20 protein-coding genes are annotated in these 25,654 nt (G+C 42.2%); 10 read left to right on the forward strand and 10 right to left on the reverse strand.

Annotated elements, in window-relative coordinates:
* Positions 1-43 precede the first annotated feature (43 nt).
* Together PCRYO_RS09435 and PCRYO_RS09440 are read left to right on the forward strand one after the other, a co-directional pair.
* On the forward strand, positions 44-370 hold the full coding sequence (locus PCRYO_RS09435) for a DUF779 domain-containing protein (protein ID WP_011514165.1): 327 nt from the start codon (positions 44-46) through the stop codon (positions 368-370).
* A 205-nt stretch (positions 371-575) separates the two neighbouring features.
* A complete protein-coding gene (locus PCRYO_RS09440) occupies positions 576-2,219 on the forward strand; it encodes a GMC family oxidoreductase (RefSeq protein ID WP_011514166.1) in 1,644 nt (547 codons plus the stop codon).
* A gap of 48 nt (positions 2,220-2,267) precedes the next feature.
* Here PCRYO_RS09440 and PCRYO_RS09445 read toward each other — a convergent pair whose 3' ends face one another.
* Entirely contained in the window at positions 2,268-3,284 is a 1,017-nt protein-coding gene (locus PCRYO_RS09445) for an NERD domain-containing protein (protein ID WP_011514167.1), read from the reverse strand.
* A gap of 253 nt (positions 3,285-3,537) precedes the next feature.
* Between PCRYO_RS09445 and PCRYO_RS09450 the strand changes: the two genes are divergently transcribed.
* Positions 3,538-4,140, forward strand: a complete 603-nt coding sequence (locus PCRYO_RS09450; protein WP_011514168.1) for a YceI family protein — start codon at positions 3,538-3,540, stop codon at positions 4,138-4,140.
* 83 nt (positions 4,141-4,223) lie between these two features.
* On the opposite strand, the gene tkt is transcribed toward PCRYO_RS09450, so the two are convergent.
* Both tkt and serS read right to left on the reverse strand, forming a co-directional pair.
* A complete protein-coding gene (tkt, locus tag PCRYO_RS09455) occupies positions 4,224-6,221 on the reverse strand; it encodes a transketolase (RefSeq protein ID WP_011514169.1) in 1,998 nt (665 codons plus the stop codon).
* Between the two features lie 312 nt (positions 6,222-6,533).
* Positions 6,534-7,820 (reverse strand): serine--tRNA ligase, encoded by a 1,287-nt coding sequence (serS, locus tag PCRYO_RS09460; RefSeq protein ID WP_011514170.1) that lies wholly within the window; start codon positions 7,818-7,820, stop codon positions 6,534-6,536.
* 450 nt (positions 7,821-8,270) lie between these two features.
* Here serS and PCRYO_RS09465 point away from each other — a divergent pair, with 450 nt between their 5' ends.
* Complete coding sequence (locus tag PCRYO_RS09465) at positions 8,271-8,933, forward strand: YcxB family protein (protein WP_011514171.1); 663 nt, start codon at positions 8,271-8,273, stop codon at positions 8,931-8,933.
* Between the two features lie 241 nt (positions 8,934-9,174).
* Complete coding sequence (locus PCRYO_RS09470) at positions 9,175-9,660, forward strand: Dps family protein (protein ID WP_011514172.1); 486 nt, start codon at positions 9,175-9,177, stop codon at positions 9,658-9,660.
* A gap of 93 nt (positions 9,661-9,753) precedes the next feature.
* Here the strand turns inward: PCRYO_RS09470 and PCRYO_RS09475 are convergent, their stop codons facing one another.
* The 3 genes from PCRYO_RS09475 to PCRYO_RS09485 all read right to left on the reverse strand — a co-directional run bounded on the left by PCRYO_RS09475 (position 9,754) and on the right by PCRYO_RS09485 (position 12,702).
* Positions 9,754-10,455, reverse strand: coding sequence for a DUF2057 family protein (locus PCRYO_RS09475; RefSeq protein WP_011514173.1), 702 nt, complete (start codon positions 10,453-10,455; stop codon positions 9,754-9,756).
* A 55-nt stretch (positions 10,456-10,510) separates the two neighbouring features.
* Positions 10,511-11,323: a DnaA regulatory inactivator Hda gene (hda, locus tag PCRYO_RS09480; RefSeq protein WP_011514174.1), complete on the reverse strand. Its 813-nt coding sequence runs from the start codon at positions 11,321-11,323 to the stop codon at positions 10,511-10,513.
* Positions 11,324-11,595: 272 nt separating this feature from the next.
* A complete protein-coding gene (locus PCRYO_RS09485; protein ID WP_011514175.1) occupies positions 11,596-12,702 on the reverse strand; it encodes an AI-2E family transporter in 1,107 nt (368 codons plus the stop codon).
* Between the two features lie 363 nt (positions 12,703-13,065).
* Between PCRYO_RS09485 and purM the strand changes: the two genes are divergently transcribed.
* Entirely contained in the window at positions 13,066-14,115 is a 1,050-nt protein-coding gene (purM, locus tag PCRYO_RS09490) for a phosphoribosylformylglycinamidine cyclo-ligase (RefSeq protein WP_011514176.1), read from the forward strand.
* A complete protein-coding gene (gene purN, locus PCRYO_RS09495) occupies positions 14,115-14,807 on the forward strand; it encodes a phosphoribosylglycinamide formyltransferase (protein ID WP_011514177.1) in 693 nt (230 codons plus the stop codon). The genes purM and purN overlap by 1 nt, the downstream gene beginning before the upstream one ends.
* Positions 14,808-14,947: 140 nt before the next feature.
* On the opposite strand, the gene PCRYO_RS09500 is transcribed toward purN, so the two are convergent.
* The gene (locus PCRYO_RS09500) at positions 14,948-16,327 is read right to left on the reverse strand and encodes an NAD-dependent succinate-semialdehyde dehydrogenase (RefSeq protein WP_011514178.1); all 1,380 of its coding nucleotides are present in this window, start codon (positions 16,325-16,327) and stop codon (positions 14,948-14,950) included.
* A 476-nt stretch (positions 16,328-16,803) separates the two neighbouring features.
* Positions 16,804-17,793 carry a LysR family transcriptional regulator gene (locus PCRYO_RS09505; protein WP_011514179.1) on the reverse strand — a complete coding sequence of 330 codons (990 nt, stop codon included), beginning with the start codon at positions 17,791-17,793 and terminating at the stop codon, positions 16,804-16,806.
* 693 nt (positions 17,794-18,486) lie between these two features.
* Here PCRYO_RS09505 and PCRYO_RS09510 point away from each other — a divergent pair.
* Both PCRYO_RS09510 and PCRYO_RS09515 read left to right on the forward strand, forming a co-directional pair.
* Positions 18,487-20,073, forward strand: a complete 1,587-nt coding sequence (locus tag PCRYO_RS09510) for an isocitrate lyase (RefSeq protein ID WP_011514180.1) — start codon at positions 18,487-18,489, stop codon at positions 20,071-20,073.
* A gap of 269 nt (positions 20,074-20,342) precedes the next feature.
* Positions 20,343-21,899: a CYTH and CHAD domain-containing protein gene (locus PCRYO_RS09515; protein ID WP_011514181.1), complete on the forward strand. Its 1,557-nt coding sequence runs from the start codon at positions 20,343-20,345 to the stop codon at positions 21,897-21,899.
* Positions 21,900-22,031: 132 nt separating this feature from the next.
* Here the strand turns inward: PCRYO_RS09515 and PCRYO_RS09520 are convergent, their stop codons facing one another.
* Positions 22,032-22,547, reverse strand: a complete 516-nt coding sequence (locus tag PCRYO_RS09520; RefSeq protein WP_011514182.1) for a L,D-transpeptidase — start codon at positions 22,545-22,547, stop codon at positions 22,032-22,034.
* Between the two features lie 279 nt (positions 22,548-22,826).
* Between PCRYO_RS09520 and PCRYO_RS09525 the strand changes: the two genes are divergently transcribed.
* Complete coding sequence (locus tag PCRYO_RS09525) at positions 22,827-24,104, forward strand: hypothetical protein (protein WP_011514183.1); 1,278 nt, start codon at positions 22,827-22,829, stop codon at positions 24,102-24,104.
* Between the two features lie 131 nt (positions 24,105-24,235).
* Here the strand turns inward: PCRYO_RS09525 and PCRYO_RS09530 are convergent, their stop codons facing one another.
* Positions 24,236-25,474: an argininosuccinate synthase gene (locus PCRYO_RS09530; RefSeq protein ID WP_011514184.1), complete on the reverse strand. Its 1,239-nt coding sequence runs from the start codon at positions 25,472-25,474 to the stop codon at positions 24,236-24,238.
* Between the last annotated feature and the right edge of the window lie 180 nt (positions 25,475-25,654).

A 25,654-nucleotide genomic window follows, 5' to 3' on the forward strand; every position in this document is an offset into this window, starting at 1 on the left:
CATCAATAAGAATGAGCTATCCATAAATGATAAGGAAATTATTATGAACGTCACGGCGACAGAATCCTGTAAAGAGCTAATCGAACTATTAAGATCCAAGCATGGCGAATTGATGTTTCATCTATCAGGAGGCTGCTGCGATGGCAGCTCGCCGATGTGTTATCCATTAGGTGAGTTTAAGGTCGGTGGGCAAGATGTGCTGGTCGGTGAGCTCAGCGGCTGTCCGTTTTACATGGGCAAACCTCAATACAAATTGTGGCAGCATACCGATCTGACCATTGATGTGGTAGATGGACGTGGTGCCAGTTTTTCACTTGAGATACCCGAAGGCAAGCGATTCATTGTGCGTTCAGAAGTCTGTGCGGTCTAACATTTAATAACAGACAATAAGATATCAGACTTACTACGCCACCCTTTTTATTACCTAAACAATTGATATATATGAAAATTTATAACAACCTTATACCTTGTAGTCATTTTTACTTCATTATTGCAGCAAAATAATAGATACTCTAAAGCGTAAGCTATTTCAATAAATACGTTTTAATGAGCATGGATGCTACAGGGAATATAAAATGGAACTTGATGGAAACTTTGATTACGTCATCGTTGGTGGCGGTTCAGCTGGCTGTGTGCTTGCCAGCCGATTAACAGAAAACCCAGACATCAGTGTCTGCTTGTTAGAATATGGTGGTGAGGGCAAAGACTTGGCAGTTCGCGTACCTGCTGGACTGATTTTGATGGTGCCGGGCAAGCCACTAAAATTAAACAATTGGTGCTTTCACACTACTCCGCAAATCCATCTTAATAACCGACGCGGCTTTCAACCGCGCGGTCAATGTTTGGGTGGCTCCTCCGCTATCAATGCCATGATTTATACGCGTGGCAGTGCGCTTGATTATGAACGCTGGGTTGAGCAAGGTTGCACAGGCTGGGGTTTTGATGATGTACTGCCTTACTTTATCAAATCAGAAAACAATATCCACGGCGCGGACGAGCTGCATGGTGATAGTGGACCACTGCATGTCAGTGATTTACTAAGTCCACGCGATATCTCAAAAGCTTTTGTAGAAGCTGCTATTGCCAATGGTTTAGATCAAAATGATGACTTTAACGGCAAAAAACAAGACGGTGCAGGATTATATCAAGTCACCCATTTTCATGGGGAAAAACAAGGTCAACGCTGTTCTGCCGCTGCTGCTTATCTACATCCAGTACAAAGCCGACCCAATCTAACCGTCATCACCCACGCACAAGCTGACCGCGTCATCTTTGAAGACAAACAAGCGACTGGCGTGATCTATGAAAAGGATGGTGTCGAGCATACGGTTATGGCTCGCCATGAAGTGATATTATCAGGCGGCACTTTTGGCTCACCCAAAGTTTTGATGCTATCAGGCATTGGTCCTGCTGAACATTTGCAGTCTCATGGCATCGAGGTATTGGTAGATGCGCCCGACGTTGGCGGTAACTTACAAGATCATTTGGACGTCGTTTTTGATTATGAAGTTAATACTACTGATGTCATCGGTATTGGTATAGCAACTATTTCAACCTTGACCAAAAGTATTCGGCAATGGCGAAAAGATGGCACAGGTCTGTTATCTACCAATTATGCAGAAGCTGGCGCGTTCTTTAGCGTCGGTGACGACCCACAAGAATGGCCAAATACCCAGCTGCATTTTGTGATATCTCGCGTGATTGAACACGGACGTGATCTTAGAAGGGGATTTGCCGTTTCTTGTCATACCTGCTATTTACGCCCTGAAAGCCGTGGTACGGTCAGACTCGATTCTGCCAATCCCTCTGACGCCGTGTTAATTGATCCAAACTATCTTTCGCATCCGAAAGATGTAGAGTATATGGTCGCTGGTGCAGAGCGTACGCGCGCCATTATGCAAGAGTCGCCAATGGCTGAATACATCACTGAGGACTACCCTGCCCCCTATATCGAAAAAGACGGTATGCTTGGCTATATCCGTAATAAATCAGACACTATCTACCACCCTGTAGGCACTTGCCGTATGGGCTCAGACAGCGATTCAGTCGTTGATTTAGAATTAAAAGTACGCGGCGTAAATGGACTAAGGGTCATCGATGCTTCAGTGATGCCAACCTTAATCAGTGCCAATACCAACGCACCGACGATTATGATTGCTGAAAAAATAGCAGACCTTATCAAGGCCAATCACGTGCATGCTGAGTCAGTCCCTGCTTAACATAGTTTAAGATGATTAATCGAGCCCAAAATCAAGTTTCATTTGGGCTCAATTTGTATTGACTACTCCGCGACATTTTGGAAATTGGCTACAACCAAAAAAGGTCTGCCCAAGATGGGCGCCTTTTTTTGCAACGCGTTTGACCATCTCACTATTACATCTCGGGCAAGTTGGTGCTTGGATGAAATTAGCTATATTGTCTATCGCCACAAGTGTCGCAGGGTAATGCACTTGTGGCTCAGTCTCTATAACCTCAAAGGGTGTGAGAAAAACTTTATCAGTAATATCATGCGGCGAACTTATCTGCTGAGTACTCAAACTATCAATTGGTAAATCGCTAGACTCAATCTCAGTTTGACCAGACCATCGATGCACTGCTCTACTTTTCAGCCTGGCTCGTTTAGCGGTTTCTTTTACTATCGGCTCAGATGTAGACTTAGCAGTAGTTGTAGCAACTGACTTACCATTAGAGTTATTGCTAGACGACTTGCTTGGATTGCTATGCTTATCCTTTAGATAAGCTTTGTGCTCTCTATTAGTGCGCCACGACTTACTAAATCTATTGCTGTTAATCTGCTCAACGATGGATGTGACCTCGTCTTCAGTAAGTATCTCATCCTGCTTTCTTTTAATATAAGACACCATCCCACTCGTCAATACGTGCTCCGGCAACTCATCGCGAGTTTTTAGCTCACACTCTCCAATGAACGCAATCATCGAATGAAAGTAGCTCATCTCTAATGCTAATAAATCCGCCAGCGTTTTGATATGCAAATAATTCTGGCGTAATGGGTTTTGGAACTTATACTTGCGACCCATAATGACTTGCGTCCACTGTCTTTGCGCCTCATTACCAAATATCCAGCCTTTATAGTTTTTGGTTTCGATGACAAAGATGCCATATTTAGAGACAATGACATGGTCGATTTGGGTACTACCACCATTGGCTAATGGTAAAGTGATATTATTTAAACGGTGATAAAGGTCTTTTTCTAGCTTTAACCACATGGCAACATTAATGACTGTTTCGCCTAAGACACCTTTGAAGCTGGACATGAGGGACATAATCGTCTTCCAATAAAAAAGATAAAAACACTTATAATTAAAATAGTATGCTGTCTTAAACCATTTACCTAACACGCCTCAAGTGCTTATAACTTTAATAGTACATTGAAATCGCTTAATTGTAGTAGGATATCGCCTTACTATAGTCGATTGATTTTAAAAAGAATAGAGCACGGATTAATTACTATAGAACCACTTGAATTAAATTATTTTAACTACTGATATACCTCCTATTTCTCTTTGGATCAGACATATGACCACACCTGTCACCTCTTTGCTGAAAATCACACTCAGCAGCTGCCTACTATTATCATTACCAGTCATAGGATTGGCGGCGACCGTTCCGCAAAAATGGAAACTGGACGTCCCAAAGACCAATGTCGAGTTCGAGGTCAATTATTTGGGTAAAGCCATGACTGACGGCAGGTTCAATAAGGTCAATGGCGCCATCAATTATGACGTCAATAAACCTGCAAGCACGACCATTAATTTTACCGTTTTTACCAATAGTATCGATACTGATCGCAGCTTGAGAGATTCATTTTTGCGCCGAAAGGAGCTTTTGAATACGAAACAATATCCGACGATGACTTTTGTTTCTAAAAAAGTCAGCATGATAAATACTAAAGAAGCCAATGTGACCGGTGACTTTACAGTGTTGGGTCAAACCAAACCTTTGACGGTGAGAGTAACGTTATCAGATGTAGAGAATGATCCTGTCACCTCTAGACCTACCTTAAAATTTCGCGCGACGGGCTTGGTAGATCGTTACAACTACGGGGTTACTGCTTTTCCAAAAGTGATTAGCAATATCATCCCGCTTGAGATATCAGGGAAACTGATTGCTGCTAATTAAGCTCTGAAAGACTTAAAAGAACATAAAAAAAAGAGTTGCTAGAAATCCTAGCAACTCTTTTTTGTTTGAGCAGTTTTAAATACTTACACCAAGCTATTCACCGCATCAACCACGGCTTCAGTGGTGATACCAAACTCTTTATATAACTCATCAGCAGGCGCTGATTCACCATAAGTCGTCATGCCAATCACTTTACCGTCTAAACCAACGAACTTATACCAGTAATCGACGTGTGCTGCTTCTACTGCGACGCGGGCGCGAGTATTGGCAGGCAATACCGCTTCACGGTAGCTAGTATCTTGCTCAACGAAGATTTCTGCACACGGCATAGAGACCACACGTACACCGACGCCATTTTCGCTCAAGGTCGCGTAAGCTTGCATAGCAAGACCGACTTCTGAGCCAGTTGCGATGATAATCGCTTGTAGCTCGCCTTGCTCTTTTGCAAGTACATAACCACCTTTGGTGATGTTTGCTACTTGCTCGCGGTCACGCGCTTGGTGTGGCAAGCTTTGACGACTGAAAATCAAGGCAGATGGATTATTTTCTGATTTAATTGCCTCAACCCAAGCGCTTGCTGATTCAGTCGCATCACAAGGACGCCATGTACGTAGATTTGGCGTGGTACGTAAGCTGGTCAATTGCTCAACTGGCTGATGCGTTGGACCATCTTCACCGAGACCGATTGAGTCATGAGTATAGACATGAATCACACGCTGCTTCATGAGCGCGCCCATACGTACCGCATTACGTGCGTATTCCATAAACATCAGGAACGTCGCAACATAAGGAACAAAGCCGCCATGTAACGCGATACCGTTAGCAATGGCCGTCATACCGAATTCGCGCACACCATAATAGATATAGTTGCCCGCGTCATCGTCTTGGATGCCTTTGGCGTCTTTAAATAGCGTGAGGTTTGAGCCTGCTAAATCCGCTGAGCCACCAAGTAATTCTGGCAGTAATGGCTGTAAGGTATTGATGGCATTTTGGCTGGCCTTACGACTGGCAACATCACCGCCCTGCTCTTGAGTTTGCTGGATATACTCTTGCGCTTTTTGCTCAAAATCAGCTGGTAAGTCACCCTCTAAACGACGAAGCAACTCAGTTGCTAACTCTGGATAAGCCTTCTTATAAGCGTCAAAGTTCGCGTTCCAGTTTTTCTGTAAGACGTCGCCTTTCGCTTTACCATCCCACGCTTGATAGATTTCATCATCTAGCTCAAACGGCGCATGCGTCCAAGATAATGCATCACGGGTTAAAACGATTTCATCATCGCCAAGTGGCGCGCCATGACTGGCTGCTAAGCCTTGTTTATTTGGGCTACCAGCGCCAATAGTCGTTTTGCAAATGATTAAGCTTGGCTTAGTCGTTTCTTTAATCGCTTGCTCAGTTGCTTGCGTAATCTCATCAGTATCATGACCATCGACCTTGATAACTTGCCAGCCATAAGACTCAAAGCGCGCTTGCGTATCATCAGTGAACCAACCTTCGACATTACCATCGATAGAGATGCCATTGTCATCATAGAAAAATACCAATTTGCCAAGCTCTAACGTGCCAGCCAATGAGCAGACTTCATGGCTAATACCTTCCATCAAGCAGCCATCGCCTAAAAACGCATAAGTATGATGATCGACAATATTATGACCATCACGATTAAATTGCGCTGCCAACGTTTTTTCTGCAATTGCAAAACCAACCGCATTGGCAATACCCTGTCCTAATGGACCAGTGGTGGTTTCAACACCTGGCGTATAGCCAAGCTCTGGATGACCCGGCGTTTTCGAATGTAATTGACGGAAACCTTTTAGGTCATCAACGCTAACGTCATAGCCTGATAAATGTAGCAATGAATAGATAAGCATCGACCCATGACCGTTTGATAAGACAAAACGATCACGGTTGTGCCAGCTTGGGTCAGCAGGATTATGCTTTAAAAACTTGCGCCACAAAACTTCGGCAATATCAGCCATGCCCATTGGTGCACCCGGGTGCCCAGAATTGGCTTTTTGAACCGCGTCAAACGACAGTACGCGGATGGCATTGGCTAATTTACGTTCGCTAATTGGAGCTGGCATAGAGTGTCCTAATATTCGGATAGAAGTATGGAGGATAAGAGGAGAGTTTACTCAGAGGGTCATAAAATAAGGACGCAATAGGCGCCCTTAACGAATAATCTGTAAATACAGGGGTAATATTAACATATTTGCACTCTATCTAGCGCAAAAATGCGCTAACAGAACCGTTCGTATTTAATAATAATTTGTATCAGTTTTATCAATTTGACCAATACTTACTGCAATAAAACACAATCGGCGAGCCTGAATACCAACTCACTAATTGCATCAATCATCAAATAACTATATGTCAAAAACCCGCATATCAAAAAACTATAATAAAATGATGTCAGCACCACCCATAAACGGACGCAATACTTCTGGAATCGTAATACTACCATCAGCGTTTTGATGGTTTTCCATCACTGCCAATAATGTACGACCTACTGCTAAACCCGAACCGTTTAAGGTATGAGCTAAACTGGTTTGTTTGCCGTCCTTAACACGTGTACCCATACGGCGTGCTTGGAAATCGCCGCAGTTTGAGCAGCTTGAGATTTCACGATAGGTCTCTTGGCTTGGTAACCAGACTTCGATATCATAAGTTTTTTGGGCGGCAAAACCCATATCGCCGGTGCACAATTTGACGGTGCGGTATGGCAAATTAAGCTGCTGTAAAATAAATTCTGCTTGTCCAGTCATCGCTTCAAGCAACTCATCTGACTGCTCAGCTGTGGCAATATTAACCATCTCAACTTTTTCAAACTGATGCTGACGAATCAGACCACGGGTATCACGACCATGCGAGCCAGCTTCACTACGGAAACACGGCGTATGCGCGGTAAATTTCAACGGTAGCTCTTTGATATCTAAGCGCTCGCCGCGTACCAAGTTGGTCATTGGCACTTCAGCGGTTGGAATGAGATAAAAATCCATGTCATCATTATTGGTATGATTGGTCAATTTAAACAAATCATCTTCAAACTTAGGCAGCTGACCTGTACCTTTTAAACTTTCAGAATTAACAATATACGGTACATAAGTTTCAGTATAGCCATACTTGATCGTATGGGTATTGAGCATAAACTGAATCAACGCACGATGCATCTGCGCCAATTGTCCTTTTAAGACGTTAAAGCGACTTCCTGTAAGCTTGGTTGCTGCTTCAAAATCGAGCATACCAAGTGTCTCACCAATATGCGTATGATCTTTAATCTCAAAATCAAACTCACGCGGTGTGCCCCATTTGCGTACTTCGACGTTATCGTCTTCTGATGTACCAACTGGCACATCTGCTGCTGGGATATTTGGAATTTGCATTGCTGCTTGGCTAATGCGCTCTTGTAAGGTACGTAGCTCGTCTTCGGCTGTCTTAATCTCACCACTGACACTTTGCATCTCAGCAAGCAACTCACTAGCATCTTCGCCAGATTTTTTAAGCACGCCAACTTGTTTTGCGCCTGTATTACGGCGCGACTGCAACTCTTCGGTCTTTACTTGTAGCGATTTACGTTCGTTCTCAATATTTTGCCAGAACGCTATATCAAGCGTATAACCACGGGTGGCCAATTGCTGCTGTAAATCTGTCAAATCGCCGCGTAAGAGTTTTGGGTCTATCATAATAGGTGCCTGTCGCGCTAAAAGTGGATAAAAGGTGTGAAAATAATGAAAATCTGGGCTCTATAGCCTGATTTTGCTTAAAATTAGGTGGTAGCCGCTATAATACCAAGCTGCGGCTGTTTTGACCATGTTTTGGCCGTTTTTTACCCATCTCTTGACTGAGTTTTGAGTTTCTATTCTCTTAATTTTTAAATAGGAAATAGTTATTCATATTAACGTGCTAATAATATAATGTAAGGTCGCAAGCTCTCTATAAATGTGACTTACCTTTACTAATGGCTTAAATATGGTGTCTATTAGCGAACAGAGTGGCTTATATGTTTCATTTAAGGGCGATTTTCGGTAAGATAAGCGCATATCTTTATTCTATTTCCAGCCAAATATTACCTTGTTATCGACGTTTGGCGCTTTTAATTTAACGTTTTCACTATAAGTCTTTGAGAAACCTTTATGGCTCTGTACCCCTACACGCTGCAACCTGTTGCCTTAAACCTAACCGAGGCAGAATTCCATCAAGCACAGTATGAGCTATTTTCTAGTGCCAGCCCGTCATTTGGTCTGTCGAGTATCAAACTGAAAGAATGGATTATCATGGCCGTCGCTGTGGTTTTAGCCGTTGCTGGACTGGTTTTTTTGACAGGTTATTCGACCATTATTTTTTGGCTGATGCTAGCAGCCGTTGTTATTTACCTACTGGTTCGTACGCTTGGTTTTAAATGGTATGTGAAAAGAGAGTTTGAAAAGCAAGTCGCTGAGCAAGAAATGCCTGACGAGATGCGCCAAATGAAACTAGGTGTACAGAAGCATGGTCTGGTAATGGCAGTGCCGGTCAATCAGTCAGATATGTTTAGTAGCAATCAGATGCGCGGTATGCAGATGCGTGCAGGCAGCACCCAACAAGCGGTGATTCCTTGGAGCGCTGTGAAGAGCTGGGATGAGACCGACGACTATATCTTTATGATGTTTGAGATGAAAGGTCAGCAAGGCAGTCAGATTATTCCTAAACGCTTGCAAGCTCAAAAATTCCCTATCGATACAGTACGCCAGCATTTATTAGAAGTAGTAGCAGTGAAAGGTCTGAACTCTGAAAGCTTACAGATACCTGCTAAATAGGCTTATTGCTTTCTGTTAGACCAAGGATTTAGTTGTTTTATAAAATATATTACAAATTTTAATTTGATTAATTTAACTTATTTTTGCATGCTTGCTACAATAGTAATCATCAAAGGTTGAGTAACGCGTAGTAAGCGGTTATTTAGGCTTTAGTTCAATAATCGCTCGCTATAAATTGCTTAAGTTTAAAGGTTTAATAACTTGATGTTTGAACCCTACACTCAATGAAAAGGATAATATAATGAGTAACAATAATAACGACACTAACCAGATCGGTCTAGAAAAAGCAGATATGAGCGAAGTCATCAGCAAGTTAAATGGTCTGCTATCTAGTTATCATATGTTTTATATCAATGTTCGTGGTTATCATTGGAACGTCAAAGGTGAGCATTTCTTCACTTTACATCCAAAGTTTGAAGAGCTATATACCGCGCTGCAAATCCAAATCGATGAAATCGCTGAACGTATTTTGACCCTAGGCGGCACACCGTTACATGCTTATAGCGATTTTGCTCAGCATACCAGCATTCAAGAAGATAAGAACGTTAAAGACGGCACTACTTGTGTTAAAGGCGTTGTGACAGGTTTACAAGAGCTAATTGAAGAACAACGTCAAGTATCGACTCTAGCAGCAGAAGCAGAAGATCAGGGTTCAGCCGATCTTGTTGATGCTTATGTACAAGAGCAAGAAAAATTAATATGGATGTATAATGCTTTTTTGGGCTAAAAGCTGAATAGTCACAAAATCTAAGATATAAAAAAAGCACCTAATATAGGTGCTTTTTTTATGTGCAATCTTTTTACTTTTTTATCTCAAAGCTTACTTTTGCATCCATTGACGCATTTTTTCACGCTCAGCAGGTGTGGCTTGTAGCCAAATTTGCATAAACTGATCAAGTGAACTGGTAGATGCGTTGACACTTGTCGTTTGCGTCACAGTAGCACCTGTAGTTACTGACTTGTTAGTACTCACGGATGGCTGATCGAGTGCAGCTATCGCACGTTGGTTTTGTAGCTCAGCATCACCGCTACCACCGAATACGCCACCTAATGCTTTACCAAGACCTGAGAATAAGCTATTGCTATTGCCACCGACACTTTCTTGACTGGCAATGATGGTGTTATTACTTTGTATCGCAAGCGTTGGACGCTCAGCATACTTCTTGGCAGCTGCATAGTCTTCTGGCTGATTTGGCATGGTTAAGCGGTAGGTCTGATTGTCTGCCAATTCAGCGGCCACACTGACGTTACCTGAACGCAAATAATCATGCTCATCACGGCGCAGATCATAAAGACGATCATATTTAGCGGTAATCACATGCTTACCTGGCTGCAAGGTAAATGACTTGGTCAATGGCTGAAGAAGACTCTGTGTCAGCTCTTGACCATTAATTGCCGTCACTTTGATATGATCATCGACCACTAAAGTAACTGCCGCTTGAGACAGCATAGACACAGAAGCTGCCCCAACAAACACAGCGCTGATAGACAGTTTTTTTAGCAAAGACGCATTTGATTTCATAATTTTTCCAATAGTAGTAAAAAGCATTTCGGATAGAAAGTTTGTGTTCTGACTGCTAAAAATCAAGTGGCATCGTATGCTGAGTATGATGGTCTTGATCAGCGGCATCATTGTCTACTTGCGATTCCTGTGCGATATCAGCAAGTTCAGCAGCAAGCGTCTGCTCATCAATCGTACGCAGCGCGTCAGCAATGACCGCTTTTGATATATTACTACGACCCAAGTTGGAGAACATGGGTTGAATGTAATTGAGCACCTCCATCATTGCGCCAATACGATGCGGTCCTTCAGTGAGCAGATAATTGGTAATACGTTCATCAAACTGCCAACCACGTCTGCGTAATATTGACTGTAATAATGCTTCGCGGTCTGCAAAATCATGTCCTGTCGGTACTTTAAATGAGGGCGCTTGTGCCAAACGGGTGAGCAAATCTCTCAATTGAAACGGCAGCTCGGATGCAGGCTTATTAGCGGCAAATAAAAGTTGGCGCTGCCCTTCGCGGCTACGATTGATCAGATGAAATAAAGCTTCTTGCCATTGGCTGTTTTGTTCAATGACTTCCAAATCATCGATCGCAATCAAAGAGAAATTTTCTAGCGATGATAATACATTGACATCGGTATGAATCAGCTCGTTTAACGACAGACAAATCGCTGACTTGTCCATCTCAATAAACGACTCACAAATAGCGGATAATAAGTGCGATTTGCCAGTAGCAGGACTGCCAAATAGGTACAGCTGACCTATCAGGCCGACATGGAGCTGCCGTACTGCATCGATAATAGACATCCAACCCGGACCGGCGAAGTCGCTGAGACTTGCATCATGCTTTATGTCCAGATTGAGACTTAGCTGTGCTTCTGCCATGAATCATCAACTCGGTTTGCGTAGCACAATCAATAAAAAGGCTAAACGACTAATATACTTATAAACTGACTTTGGTAAAATTCATTTTAGCCAAAGCCAACCTAGTAAAGGTCAATACCGTTACTACTGCGCCTATATATAACATATTTGCAAAATGACTGACAAGTCTTTTACTCATAACACCCAATCAATCCTATTTTATCACGCAGGCAAACGACTATGATATGTCCTGTAACCTGAAGGACTTCATAGCAGTTATACATACAACAACATTATTTTTTTTCAAACAATGCCAACTGCTTACGACCTTTATAAAAGTCAGTCGTTTGATAATGAGTATAAAAATGACGGAATAACACGTTCAAGACAGCAGACACTGGCAGCGCAATCAGCATACCAACGAAACCGAGCAAACTTGCACCTGCCAGTACCGAAAATATTACCCATAATGGCGATAGACCAATTTTGTCGCCCAATAGTAGCGGTTGCAAGATATAGCCTTCGGCAGCTTGTCCAATCAAGAATGCGCCAGCAATCAAGGATAAATACGTCCAATCTAGGCCAAACTGAAACAGACAGGCGATAATCGCGGCAACGAAGCCAATCCCAAAGCCCAAATACGGTACAAAGCTAGCAATACCTGCAACCATACCAATAATCAGCCCAAGCTCAAGCCCAATAAGCTGCAATTGCACAGCATAAATAGCACCTAGTAAGACCATCACCAATAGCTGACCTTTAATAAAAGCCATCAACGCACGGTCACACTCTTGCGCAATTTGAATCACTTTTTTACAGTATGGCGCAGGTATCGCCATTTTCCATGTATGTAAGCGTTGCTCCCAATTAAATAAGAAATAAAAGGTCAAAATCGGCACCAGTACAATCAGCCCAGCATTATTGATAAAGTTCATGCTAGACGCCAGTATTTGGCTCATCATGGTACCGGCATCTTCAAACTTATAATTGGTTTGCATGTATTCAACCAAGGTCTCAGAGAAGCCTTTAGACTCAAGCTCTGGTAGACGAATACGGCTATTACTAGCAAACCATTCACGGACGACTTCATTATACCAAGTTAAAAGCTGTGGCAGATAATCCCATGCTGCTTGCAGCTGATGCCACAATGTCGGTATCAACCACCAGAGTAGTAGCACCATACTCAACGTAATCGTCGAATACACAATAATAATGGCAATCCAACGTTTGATATATTTTGATAAGCGTTTGACCAATGGATTAAACAAATAAGCCAATACAAAAGCAAAGACAAACGGCACAATGACCGGCATCATTAAATACAATAAAACCATAGCCACAACAATAGCAACGACGATAAATAGGCGTCGAAAAAAGGGGTCTATTGATTGGTTTGTCATGAAGGCTAGTCCTACGAATGGGCTTATTTAAAAGAGTGATTTGATTTAAAGTTGATGATAGATCTTATTGAACGACAACATTCCAATAGCAAACAGTTATTGACCATAATTTTAGCCTTCTATTATCGCAGAGTCCTATAAAAAAGCCGTCATTTTTTGTTTCTTAATTTTCATGTCATCTTTATTGCCGTCTTTCTGAAATATTAGATAGATATCAAGCAAATTTAGGTCAAATAAAAGCAAGTTGTTTTGCGAGTAAGGGTGATTTTTGGGTATAATGCGCGCACAATCTGCAAAATTCATATGACCGACACGCGTTTTTACTGACTGACCTTCATTCCCTATAAAATTTGTGAGATGACCATGAGTAACAAGCCTTCTTTAAGCTACAAAGATGCTGGCGTTGATATTGATGCTGGCGATGCGTTGGTGCAACGTATTAAATCCGTGGCAAAAGCCACCTCACGTCCTGAAGTGGTGGGCGGACTTGGCGGCTTTGGGGCGCTTTGTCGCATTCCGACTGGTTACACCTCACCGTTATTAGTTTCGGGTACTGACGGTGTCGGCACTAAGCTTAAACTGGCATTACAATTGAATCGACATGACACCATTGGTATCGACTTGGTCGCTATGTGTGTCAACGACTTATTGGTTTGCGGTGCTGAGCCTTTGTTTTTCTTAGACTACTATGCAACTGGTAAGCTTGACGTCGATGTTGCAGCTACTGTTGTTACGGGTATAGGTGAAGGCTGTAAATTATCAAATTGCGCGCTTATCGGCGGCGAAACGGCTGAGATGCCAGGCATGTATCAGGACGACGATTATGACCTAGCGGGATTCTGCGTCGGTGTGGTTGAAGAAGCAGAAGTCATCACTGGCGAAAACGTGGCTGAAGGCGATGTATTAATTGCTCTTGCCTCAAGTGGCGCGCATTCCAATGGCTACTCATTGGTACGTAAAGTCATTGAAGTCAGCGGTGTGGATGTGACTAGTAGCAATGAGCAGCTAGATGGTCAGTCTATCCAAGATGCCTTGATGGCACCGACCCGTATTTATGTTAAAGCGATTAAAGCGCTACAAGATACCCTTGGTAGCTCAGCCCTACATGCGATGTCACATATTACTGGCGGCGGCTTAACCGATAACCTGCCACGTGTATTACCTGAAACGCTAGCCGCTAGCATCGATACGAATAGCTGGCAGTTCTCAGAGCTATTCACTTGGTTACAAAACCAAGGTAATATCGAGCAAAGCGAGATGTATCGTACCTTTAACTGCGGCGTTGGGTTTGTTATCGTCGTACCCAAAGATAAAGCCGAAGCTGCTATCCAAACCTTGAATGATGCTGGCGAAAAAGCATGGAAATTAGGTGAAATGGTCAAGCGCGAAGCGGATGCTGTGGTGTACCGTTAATGCTAGCCAATAACACCAGTCATGCCAACAAACCATTACGCATTGCCGTTTTGGTATCTGGTAGCGGTAGCAACTTACAAGTATTGATTGATGCTATGCAAGCTGGTGCGCTACCAATTGAGATTGTCGGCGTTATTAGTAACCGTGAAGACGCTTATGCCATCACACGGGCAAAAGATGCTGACATTCCAGTGGCGGTCTTATCTCACGTTGCTAGTGGCAAACGCATGGGAATCAAAACTTTTGAGAGTCATGCCAGCGCCCAACTAACCACATGGCAACCTGACTTGATTGTGTTAGCTGGTTTTATGCGTGTTTTAAGTGCTGGTTTTATTGATAACACGCCAGCACCAATGATTAATCTGCATCCTGCACTCTTGCCTGCTTATAAAGGTTTGGATACTCATCAGCGTGTCATTCAAGCAGGTGAGCGTCAGCACGGCTGTAGCATTCATGTCGTTACCGCTGAGCTCGATGCAGGTGCTGTTTTGACCCAAGCCTGGCTAGAAGTGCATCAAAAAGATACTGCTGACAGTTTGCAAACGCGCGTGCAAAAGCTTGAACATCAGCTGTTACCTTGGACAATTTTGTTATTAGCCAAAGGTGTATTGTCGTTGAATAACGAGCAATTATTAAATCAGCAGCGCACCTGTATGCCGACGCTACCTTTGAAGCTATATTTAAACAGTTAAAGCAATGGCAACAAGCAAAGAAAAGTAGCACTCATTTCAAACTATCGACCAAAAAAAGCCCAGTCACTCAATTTATGAATGACTGGGCTTTTCGCTACTTAAACCTTAAAGTATTGTAACTTTAAAATCTGTACGTATTCTTAACTGTTATGAACGTGTACACCTTTGATGTTTACGAACTCTTTAATACCGAAACCACCATGCTCGCGACCATGACCCGAGTTTTTCACGCCACCAAAGGGTAATGCTGGATTTGCAAGGCCATAACCATTGATATAGACCATACCCGTATCAAACTGCTCATTGGCTAGGCGAATCGCTTTTTCTTCGTCTTTAGAGAAGATAGCGCCACCTAAGCCATAACGGCTGTCGTTAGCAATACGTAACGCATCGTCTTGATCTTTAGCACGTATTAGTGATGCTACTGGACCAAATAGCTCATCATCGTAAGCTGGCTGACCTTTTTCAACATTTTCCAAAATAGTCGCTGGATAGAAGCTCCCTTTACCTTCTGGTAATTTACCACCAACAGAGATAGTAGCGCCTTTGCTTACGCTCTCCTCTACTTGCGCATGCAATTTTTCTTGCAGATCTTTACGCGCTAATGGACCAAGATCAGAGCTGTCATCCATAGGATCGCCGGCTTTTTTACTTGCAAACTCTTCAACAATGCGCTTACGGAACTCGTCATATAAACTGTCGACAACGATAAAGCGTTTTGCAGCAACACAAGTTTCGCCATTATTTATCAGACGCGCTAAAGTACAAGTTTGTACGGCAAGCTCTAAGTCAGCATCTTCTAAAACGATAAATGCATCATTTGAACCCAACTCTAAGACTGCTTTTTTGATTGCTTTTGCTGCTTGCTGACCGACAATGCTACCTGCACCATCACTACCAGTAAGCGTCACACCGCGTACTTTATCATTACCAATTAACTTTTCTGACTGATCATGATCAATGAGAATCGTACGGAACAAATCGTTCGGTAAGTCAGACTCATGGAAGATTTTTTCAATTAATAAGCCAGAACCAGTCACATTTGCTGCGTGCTTAAGCAAAATACTGTTACCTGCCATCAAATTGGCGATGGTATAACGGAACACTTGATAAGCTGGAAAGTTCCAAGGCTGCATACCGTAGATAACGCCAATGGGCTGATAAGTGACAATACCTTTTTTGAGACCTTCGATGTCACGTTCATCATCAGCAAGCGCGGCCACACCCTTCTCTGCGGTGTAATCACAAATCGCTTTACACAGATCAATTTCTTGTAGACTCTGACTATATAGTTTACCGCGCTCCTCAGTCATAAGACGAGACAGCTCCTCTTTGTACTTCATCAAGGTCTCGCCAATAGAGTTAATAACCTTCGCACGCTCTTTATGGCTAGTTTTACGCCATTCTAGAAACGCTTGGTGCGAGGCTTCAACAATGTTGTTGACCTCATCATTACTCATATAATTATATTCTTTAATGTCTTCGCCTGTTGCTGGGTTTACAGTAGTAATATCTGCCATGATTATTATCCTTATTTATTAGAGTTTCTTTAGTCTATAAAACAACCTATTGCTAACAGCTCAACTTTATAGAAAAACTTAACAATAGATATTTTATTCATCATTTTTCTTAATGTTTGACTATCATAACAAAGTGCTTGGTGAGTAGGTTTACAAGTTATAAAGAATTGTGCGTAAGATGTTAAGAATGTGACGGTGTTATTAAGCAAACCTAAATCTTGTATAGAGCCTCTCATGCAGAGAGTTTTGACAATTTTAGACAAATAAAAAACCAGCATGATGGCTGGTTTGATATAGTCAGAGAAAAGTAATATCGATACATCAAGTACTGCTGATATTAATTTTTCTTGCTTGCTGTGCCTATGCAGACAGAGGCTGCAAAAAATTTATACCAGCAGCACTGTAGCGTTTTTGAGATATTTTAACTATACATAATTGAGCTTTAGAAGACCATATACAGTTGTACAATAAACAACCTAAAATAAGTGATTGATCACAGGGATTTCTTGTGGTGGATTTTCTTCATCATTAACGATTTGACGTGCTACGTGCATAATCAGCTGACGTAACCAGCGATGCGCCGGATGATGCTGCAATAACGGCGACCACGCCATCGTTAGCTCAAATTCTGGTATAAAAAACGGTGGCTCTTCCATAATAATGCTGTCGTTATTAGCCTGCATTTTTGCGACACGAGTCGGCAAAGTCGCAATCAAATCTTTGTTTGCGGCCAGCATAGCAGGCATCTGATAGTGACGGGTAAAGACGCTGATTTGACGTTTTTGACCTAAACGCTGCAACGCTTGATCGATAGAACCTAAGCCACCAGATTTTTCTGGATTGACACCGAAGCCCACGCCCATACCAGTTTTTGATACCCAAACGTGCTGCGCTTTAAGATAGTTTTTGAGATTAAAGCGATGAGCATAAGGACTTTCAGAGGATAACAGGCAGCTAAAGGTATCACGCCATACCAACACTTGATGGAAGCTTTGCGGGATCTCGTTAAAGCGGTTGATTGCCAAATCTACACGCCCCTGCTCCATATCACGATAAGACACATCCGATGGCGTTAAGAAATCTAAAATGACATTGGGTGCCTCTGAGCGTAGCGCTTTCACCAATTTTGGTACCAAGGTCGCCTCAGCATAATCTGAGGTCATAATACGAAAAACGCGTGAGGTGCTATAAGGACGAAACTCAGTACGTGGCTCTAACACTTGTGTCAAATCGGCAAGTATCTCACGGATACGAGGCTGTAATTCAAGGGCGCGCTCGGTCGGTGTCATCCCTTCTGATGAACGCACCAATAAAGGGTCGTTAAACAACTTACGCAAGCGGCGCAAAATATTACTCATCGCCGGCTGAGTAATGCCTAGCTGCTCAGCGGCGCGCGTTACGTTTTTTTCTCGCAACAAAACATCCAAATGTACCAATAAATTTAAATCAACCCGCTGCAAATTCATATATGTGTCTCTTTATCTTAGAATAAATACCATCATAAACGTGATATTTTCTATCCTATCATTTATTGCAATTCATCCCTAACAGCATGATATAAGGATATTTTTATGTTAATTATTTTGGAATATGCTTATTATAACTGAATCTACCCATCACAAGCCATTGTTTTATATATACTATAATTAAACGAAATACCCAAGATAACAATCATAAACTAGATAAATCAAGGTAACCTAGCTATAGTGGCTAGCAAGCGCTCATTAGAGACTATTCAACATTAGACTGTTAATACATATATCAATGAATAAGTTACTAAGTGCATTTTATCGTATTTTCATGCTGAAATACGGACATAAAATTTATAACAGCATCTTATAGAAACTTAGTTTTTTGTGCTTATTTTTCAGCCTTGGACAAATATCTTATACGCTTTAAGGTAATAGTTACTTCAGTAGCAAAACATACTTATAAAACAACCAATTAACTCTGAAATGATTGTTCAAAAAAGAGACTTAAAAATAAAAGCTGACCAAAGAGACAGGTTTTAATTGCTTTTATCACCATTTTCTTATAGTTTAGTAGAGACTGCTCACGGAAGAAGCTTATATTTCAAATTTTTACTTCTGCCAGCATCTTTCTATATAGACCAAAATTATTTTAATTTACTTATTTATTCACCACCAAGGAGACTATAGATGTCAACTGCATATAAATCAGCGATCGATTTAGTACGTGAACTAAAACAGAAACACGGTAACTGGCAGAACATCAGCGAAACTGATGCGGCACGTATGATGGCACAAAACCGCTTCAAAACAGGTTTAGATATTGCTAAGTACACCGCAAAAATTATGCGTCAAGACATGGAAGAGTATGACAATGACACGTCTCAATACACCCAGTCTCTAGGTGCATGGCATGGTTTTGTTGCACAGCAAACCATGTATGCGAAGAAAAAATATTTTGGCACAACATCTAAAACTTACATCTACCTATCTGGTTGGATGGTAGCAGCTCTACGTTCTGAGTTTGGTCCTCTGCCTGACCAATCTATGCACGAAAAAACGTCTGTACCTAAGCTGATTGCAGAGATCTACACTTTCTTGCGTCAAGCAGATGCAAAAGTATTGAACGATTATTTCCGCGAGCTAAACGCTGCTGAAGAAGCGGGTCAAGACACCTCAGCTATCTTAGAAAAAATCGAAAACTTTGATTCACATGTTGTGCCAATCATTGCAGATATCGATGCAGGTTTCGGTAACGAAGAAGCAACGTATCTATTGACCAAACAAATGATTGAAGCGGGTGCTTGTGCCATTCAGGTTGAAAACCAAGTATCTGATGCCAAGCAATGTGGTCACCAAGCGGGTAAAGTTACCGTACCGCATGAAGACTTCATCTCTAAAATAAACGCGATTCGTTATGCATTCTTAGAGCTTGGTGTTGAAGACGGTGTTATCGTTGCTCGTACTGACTCTGAAGGCGCGTCATTAACGCAAAAAATCCCAGTATCAAATGAGCCAGGCGATCTTGCTTCTCAGTACATCGATTTTATCGAGATGGAAGAAGTCACGCTAGAAAACGCCAAAGAGAACGACAGCTTACTTAAGCATAACGGCAAATTAGTACGTCCAGTTCGTTTGCCTAACGGTTTATATCAGTTCCGTGAAGACACCAACATCGATCGCGTGGTCCTTGACTGTGTAACTGCTCTAGAAAACGGCGCTGATCTACTATGGATCGAAACACCGACTCCAGACGTAGCACACATCAAAATGATGGTTGACCGTATTAAAGAGCAACAGCCAAAAGCCAAGCTTGTATACAACAACAGCCCATCGTTCAACTGGACGCTGAACTTCCGTAAGCAAATCATCGCTCAGTGGGAAGAAGAAGGTAAAGACCTATCTGCCTATAATAAAGCTGACTTGATGAGTGCTGATTACGATGGTACTGAGCTTGATACAGCAGCTGACGAAGCGGCTAGAAACTTCCAACGCGATGCAGCACGTGAAGCAGGTGTATTCCATCACTTAATCACGCTACCTACTTATCACACCACGGCTCTTAGCGTTCATGAACTTGCTAAAGGCTACTTCGGTGAAGATGGTATGCTTGCTTATGCAGCTGGCGTACAACGTAAAGAAATCCGTGAAGGCATCGCTTGTGTTAAACACCAAGCAATGGCGGGTTCTGACCTTGGTGATGATCATAAAGAGATCTTCTCTGGTGAAAACGCCCTTAAAGCTGGCGGCGGCAAGAACACGATGAACCAGTTCTAATGTCCGACCACTTATAAGTACATTTTATAAGTAAAAGTTTTGAGAAAAGCCGTCCTACATGGTAGGGCGGCTTTTTTGTGCGCTATAAATAACGATATCTACCCAAATAACAGAGCTATTCAGTCACTGTTTTAATTAACTGATGTTCATTTACTCAATAATTATTTGGCTCGATTTAGCCAACCAAAACGAAAGTTTTACTTGTTATTCACTGATAGCTTTCATACGATGGTAATAATATAAATTTATTAAAACAATCAGGAGCCATCATGCAAGAAATAGAGCTGAAATTCTTGGTACCAGAGTCGCGATTAAAGGGTCTTATGCGCCAAGCGAAAGTCAAATCATCACAAGTAACACAACTGGCTGCGCATTATTATGACACCCCTGACCAGCAGCTTGCACAGGCTGGTATTGGCCTGCGTATTCGTCAGGAGGGTGATGCTTGGGTGCAAACTATCAAAGCGGGTGGCGATGGTATTGCAGCGCGCCTAGAGCACAATGCCACATTAGATAATGAGCAGGTACAAAACATGCTCGAAAATAACGCGCTGATGCCTGATTTAACGATTTATAAAGATAGCCTTATTGCCCCAGCATTGACAGATTTTAAGCTCAAAAAACTGGCTAAAAAACTGACCCGTTTATATGTGACTGATGTAGAGCGTACTACCCGCTTATTGATAGAAGATACGAGCGATGAAGTCGTTAACAGTATTGAGATGGCTTACGACTATGGAGAAATTATCCATGGTACTGATGATACTCAAAGAGATGCCATTCAAGAAGTTGAATTTGAGCTCATAGCAGGTGAGTTAGATTTTTTATTTACGACGGCTAAAACATGGTGTCAGCGTCATAAACTGTGCCTTTCTACCGTCACTAAAGCCGAGCGTGGTGGCTTACTTATTAAGGGACAAAATTATAGCTCAGCCACTGCTGCTGACTTGAGCACCCTTAGTATCAATAAAAAAATCACTATGCCTGCTTTTTTACGCGCTGTCGTGCATAACTGCTTATTGCAAATACTCCCAAATAGCAGCGCCATCGTGGCAGGCAGTAAAGACAATGATCACATTTTACAGCTATCTATCGGTATAGAGCGCTTGCACACTGTACTACAAGCATTTGATAGCTTCTCAGATGAAATCAATCCGGATTGGTCAGCCATACTGCAACAAACTGCTACTTTACTCGCTGATTATCGTAAGCTTGCTCATCTTAGTAATCATATTGAACCAATGTTACAACAGCACGGTGCACCTATCGTTGATTGGACAGCGGATATTGATGCTATCAAAATTACACCAGTGACTGCAATCAGTGCTAACGACTTCCAGATCATGTTGCTTGAGCTCATCGCCTTTACTATGAGCGACCCTAGTCTTGAGCCTCAAACAGATAAGCTGGCTATCAATAAGCTTGAAAAAGTACTTATTAAATACTATGACAAATTACTTGAAGCTGAGCAATATTTAGAGGACAGCTATGATGATTCAGATAGTGAGTTAGAGAAAGAATCCATCATAAAAGCATTGCATAACCTACATGCTCATCTAAAAAATCTATGTTCTATCAGCGAATTAGTAGCACCTTTGTATAGCAAAAAGAAAACCAAGCGCTGGCTAAAACGTGCCGTAAAAGCACAGAAAGCACTGGGTCAACAGCTCAATATGATTGACTGTCAGCAGTACTATCAATGTAAAGCCAGCTCTGACTCTGCTGCTTTATATGCGGCAGGCTGGTTAAATGCTGCTTCGATACCAATCGAAAAAGCCACAGAAAAACATTTGGATAAATTTTATGATTGCTCTGTATTTTGGTAATTGAGTATATTGTCATTTTATGTTTATCAATATTAGAGAAAAAGACAGCTCACTGAATAAGGGTTGTCTTTTTTATATCGTCGACTCAATTTATAATCCATACATTACTACTACAGCTACTTAATACTACTTTTATTGGGCGATAATATTCACTGCTGTCCCTTCCTCAATCTGCTCAAACAATTCGATAATATCTTGATTGCGCATACGTATACAGCCATGTGAGAGTGGCACGCTCATCGGCTCACTGTCAGGTGTTCCATGAATATAGATATAGCGATGATAAGTATCGCAGCCACCTTGACTATTACTGCCTTTATTAAAGCCTTCCTCAAGACCACTTAGCCAAAGAATGCGGCTTAGTATCCAATCACGTTTAGGGTTCAATGCCCCAAGCTCAGCATTATATATTTCTCCCGTCGCTATACGTCCAATAAATACCGTATGACTTGGCGCATTGCCGCCTATTTTTTCTGCAATGATATGCTGACCAAGTGGTGTACAACCACTGTCTTGTTGACTGCCTATCCCATTTTTGGCTGTTGATATAGGATATTCAGCAATAACTTTTTGCCGCCTATAAACGGTCAAAGTTTGCTGAGCAATGCTAATCACTATCTGGGTCGTAAGATTTCCGTTATCTGTCATAGCAATTTTCCGGCAGTTATATCGATGATGGCTGTTATAGTCGATTCAATTTAAAAAGAATACAGTACTGCTTGGATAAATTTTGCGAAGCCTCTGGAGTGCGAAGCGCACAGCAAGCGAGAGAAATTTATCCAAGTATAATGCTATTCTGAACGTAACTCTTTTATATTGAACTCACCATAGCAGCATAAAAATGAGTGAGTCTTTCTATTATCAAGGGATTGTATCAAGACATTTGACACCGTAATATAGGGGCACACTTTTTGATGCTAGCAGATTATGACGACTATTTCACCGACACGGGTGTCGATGTATGATTTTCTATATCAAGATACCAAGCCATTGGTGTCATTATTAGCAGATGCAGCAGCGCTGTCATTGCCGCAAGCGCGTTTGGCAATGGATGCCAGCTTGCAAGCGATTATCAGCGCTCTTCTCGCTTATCAGCAGCGCCATCAAGGACAAGCTCTAAGCAAAAAGCTATTTGGTCGCAGTGCCGTCAAAGAAATGCGCCAGTACAATTCTATGAATTTTGCCACTCTAAATACAACGTTATACCATCGCCATGATGCCGCCGATGCGATATTCCATGATAATGCACGGGTGAGCAAAGCCAGTGAGTATATTGCAGCACAGATTGACGCGACAGCGCCACAAGTACAAATTTTGCTTACTACCCTATGCGTCATTGTGCTACGTGAGCTTGCTATTTTGGTTGAGTATAGCCAACTTGATCATGATGAGGTGAATAAATGGTTCGCCTTACAGCCACAATTTTTGTCCAAAGCGCGTTTTGCTATCCCTGTCTTAAATTTAGCTGTTAACGAATCAGCTGATCATAGCGATGAGGCGCAAATCATATTGTCAGCAGTAGAAGCGGTAAAAATAGAGTCAGTAGCTAGCGACGAGCGTTACTTATTAATCGCTGAGCAATTGACAGATAACCCGCCAGCTTTTGATCCTTACTGGTATGAGCTGACAGCATTCATACCCGAACAATTTGAGCCAGTAAAAGACATGCAGTTAGCGACTGGTAACTACTTAAAAGCCATTGGACGCTCAGCTGAAAACATTCAACAAGGTAAACACAATGACTTATTGATGTTTGCACCGATGACGGCTATTGGCTTGCCACATCAACGCTGGCTAGTACAACTGGCTAAAATATCAGAGATATATTTGCAGCGTAATCGATTACGCATTACTTCTGAACCTATCAACCCACCAAAGCCGCCGTTGGTTAGCTCAGGATTGCTGAGCAGTAATAGCAACAATGATAATACACCAAGCACCCTTAGCGAAAAGCCGATTGAATACGAGGCATCAGTCCCCCTATGGAAAAATCCCGTCATTCTGCTGATTATTCTCGTGATTGGTGGGCTTGGAATATTGGCAACCATCAAGTATCAAACGCAAAAAGCCAACGGCGTCGTACTTGCTACCAATGAAGTGTTAGCGCAAGACTCTGAAACGGAAGAGCGGAAACAGCAAGATGTGGCTATCGTTATGGTAGACGATGATATCGCTGCTGATGATAAAAAGTCAAAAGCTGAATGACAAAGCCGCGCCTGAAAATAGTGTAATAAAAACCTATCAGCAATAAAAAAAGAGGCGCTATATAAATAGCGACTCTTTTTTATCGGTCAGTTAATTCATCAGGGACTTAAAAAACCTTTCGTTAACGTTGCTTATTTTGATAAATCGCGACCACGGCTGGCTTCAATTGCCAAACGTAAACCATTTAGACGAATGAAACCTTCTGCATCTTTTTGATCATAGGCGCCCGCATCATCTTCAAAAGTCGCAATTTTTTCATCAAATAACGAATCATCTGACTTACGACCAACCACGCTTACAGCACCTTTGTATAATTTGACACGTACCGTACCGTTAACATACTCTTGTGACTTATCAATCAGCGCCTGTAGCATCATACGCTCAGGGCTGAACCAATAGCCGTTGTAGATAGTCTTAGCATAACGTGGCATCAGCTCATCTTTTAGATGCGCCGCTTCACGGTCAAGTGTCAATGACTCAATACCACGATGCGCTTTTAACATAATGGTGCCCGCTGGCGTCTCGTAGCAGCCGCGCGACTTCATACCGACGTAACGGTTTTCAACGATATCCAAACGTCCGATACCATGCTTACCACCAATCTCATTAAGCTTAATCATTACTTCATATGGCTTAAGCGCTTCACCATCGATGGCAACGATGTCGCCTTTTTCATACTCTAATTCCAGATATTGGGCTTCATCTGGTGCTTCTTCTGGGCTTACTGACCAGCGCCACATGTCATCTTCTGCTTCAGCATACGGATCTTCTAAAATGCCGCCTTCATAAGAGATATGTAATAAATTGGCATCCATCGAGTACGGAGATTTTTTCTTATTGCCCGCATAGTCGATGGCAATATTATGCTCTTTAGCATATTCCATCAAGCTTTCACGGCTCGATAAATCCCACTCACGCCAAGGCGCGATAGTCACGACGTCTGGAGATAAAGCGACGGCACCAAGCTCAAAGCGTACTTGGTCATTACCTTTACCGGTTGCACCATGGCTGATCGCATCAGCATTATGTTCTTTAGCGATTTCAACCAAACGCTTAGCGATGAGTGGACGCGCGATAGAAGTACCAAGCAGATACTCACCTTCGTAGATGGCATTGGCACGGAACATTGGGAACACGTAATCACGAGCAAATTCTTCGCGCAAGTCTTCAATATGGATATGTTTGATACCCATGGCTTCAGCTTTGGCACGCGCAGGCTCAACTTCTTCACCTTGACCAATATCCGCAGTGAAAGTGATCACTTCTGCATCATAGGTTTCTTGTAGCCATCGAGCGATGATTGAGGTGTCAAGACCCCCTGAATATGCCAATACGATTTTATTAATAGTTTTTGGATCAAGCTGAGCCATGAAACACTCCTAGTATGAGGAATTTAATGATAGGTAAATCGACTATATCACGAGGAAGATAGATTGCTCGCTCAGTGTACATCATATTTACCATTGGCAAAAGTGGCACTGCCGTTAGGCATGAGGTTTTTGCCCAAGTTTAGTTGCCACTAAAGCAATAATTTTCTCGCCAATAATAGA

The sequence above is a fragment of the Psychrobacter cryohalolentis K5 genome (assembly GCF_000013905.1).
In the GTDB taxonomy this organism is placed as follows: domain Bacteria; phylum Pseudomonadota; class Gammaproteobacteria; order Pseudomonadales; family Moraxellaceae; genus Psychrobacter; species Psychrobacter cryohalolentis.

Excerpts from the sequence above, each read along its gene's own strand:
- tkt (WP_011514169.1), bottom strand. The coding sequence starts at position 6,221 with ATGCCAGCTCCAATTAGCGAACGTAAATTAGCCAATGCCATCCGCGTA.
- PCRYO_RS09470 (WP_011514172.1), top strand. The coding sequence starts at position 9,175 with ATGAGTAACAATAATAACGACACTAACCAGATCGGTCTAGAAAAAGCA.
- PCRYO_RS09510 (WP_011514180.1), top strand. The coding sequence starts at position 18,487 with ATGTCAACTGCATATAAATCAGCGATCGATTTAGTACGTGAACTAAAA.
- PCRYO_RS09505 (WP_011514179.1), bottom strand. The coding sequence starts at position 17,793 with ATGAATTTGCAGCGGGTTGATTTAAATTTATTGGTACATTTGGATGTT.
- PCRYO_RS09475 (WP_011514173.1), bottom strand. The coding sequence starts at position 10,455 with ATGAAATCAAATGCGTCTTTGCTAAAAAAACTGTCTATCAGCGCTGTG.
- PCRYO_RS09515 (WP_011514181.1), top strand. The coding sequence starts at position 20,343 with ATGCAAGAAATAGAGCTGAAATTCTTGGTACCAGAGTCGCGATTAAAG.
- PCRYO_RS09465 (WP_011514171.1), top strand. The coding sequence starts at position 8,271 with ATGGCTCTGTACCCCTACACGCTGCAACCTGTTGCCTTAAACCTAACC.
- PCRYO_RS09485 (WP_011514175.1), bottom strand. The coding sequence starts at position 12,702 with ATGACAAACCAATCAATAGACCCCTTTTTTCGACGCCTATTTATCGTC.
- PCRYO_RS09445 (WP_011514167.1), bottom strand. The coding sequence starts at position 3,284 with ATGTCCCTCATGTCCAGCTTCAAAGGTGTCTTAGGCGAAACAGTCATT.
- purM (WP_011514176.1), top strand. The coding sequence starts at position 13,066 with ATGAGTAACAAGCCTTCTTTAAGCTACAAAGATGCTGGCGTTGATATT.
- PCRYO_RS09450 (WP_011514168.1), top strand. The coding sequence starts at position 3,538 with ATGACCACACCTGTCACCTCTTTGCTGAAAATCACACTCAGCAGCTGC.
- purN (WP_011514177.1), top strand. The coding sequence starts at position 14,115 with ATGCTAGCCAATAACACCAGTCATGCCAACAAACCATTACGCATTGCC.
- PCRYO_RS09440 (WP_011514166.1), top strand. The coding sequence starts at position 576 with ATGGAACTTGATGGAAACTTTGATTACGTCATCGTTGGTGGCGGTTCA.
- serS (WP_011514170.1), bottom strand. The coding sequence starts at position 7,820 with ATGATAGACCCAAAACTCTTACGCGGCGATTTGACAGATTTACAGCAG.
- PCRYO_RS09530 (WP_011514184.1), bottom strand. The coding sequence starts at position 25,474 with ATGGCTCAGCTTGATCCAAAAACTATTAATAAAATCGTATTGGCATAT.
- PCRYO_RS09520 (WP_011514182.1), bottom strand. The coding sequence starts at position 22,547 with ATGACAGATAACGGAAATCTTACGACCCAGATAGTGATTAGCATTGCT.
- PCRYO_RS09500 (WP_011514178.1), bottom strand. The coding sequence starts at position 16,327 with ATGGCAGATATTACTACTGTAAACCCAGCAACAGGCGAAGACATTAAA.
- PCRYO_RS09525 (WP_011514183.1), top strand. The coding sequence starts at position 22,827 with ATGACGACTATTTCACCGACACGGGTGTCGATGTATGATTTTCTATAT.
- PCRYO_RS09435 (WP_011514165.1), top strand. The coding sequence starts at position 44 with ATGAACGTCACGGCGACAGAATCCTGTAAAGAGCTAATCGAACTATTA.
- hda (WP_011514174.1), bottom strand. The coding sequence starts at position 11,323 with ATGGCAGAAGCACAGCTAAGTCTCAATCTGGACATAAAGCATGATGCA.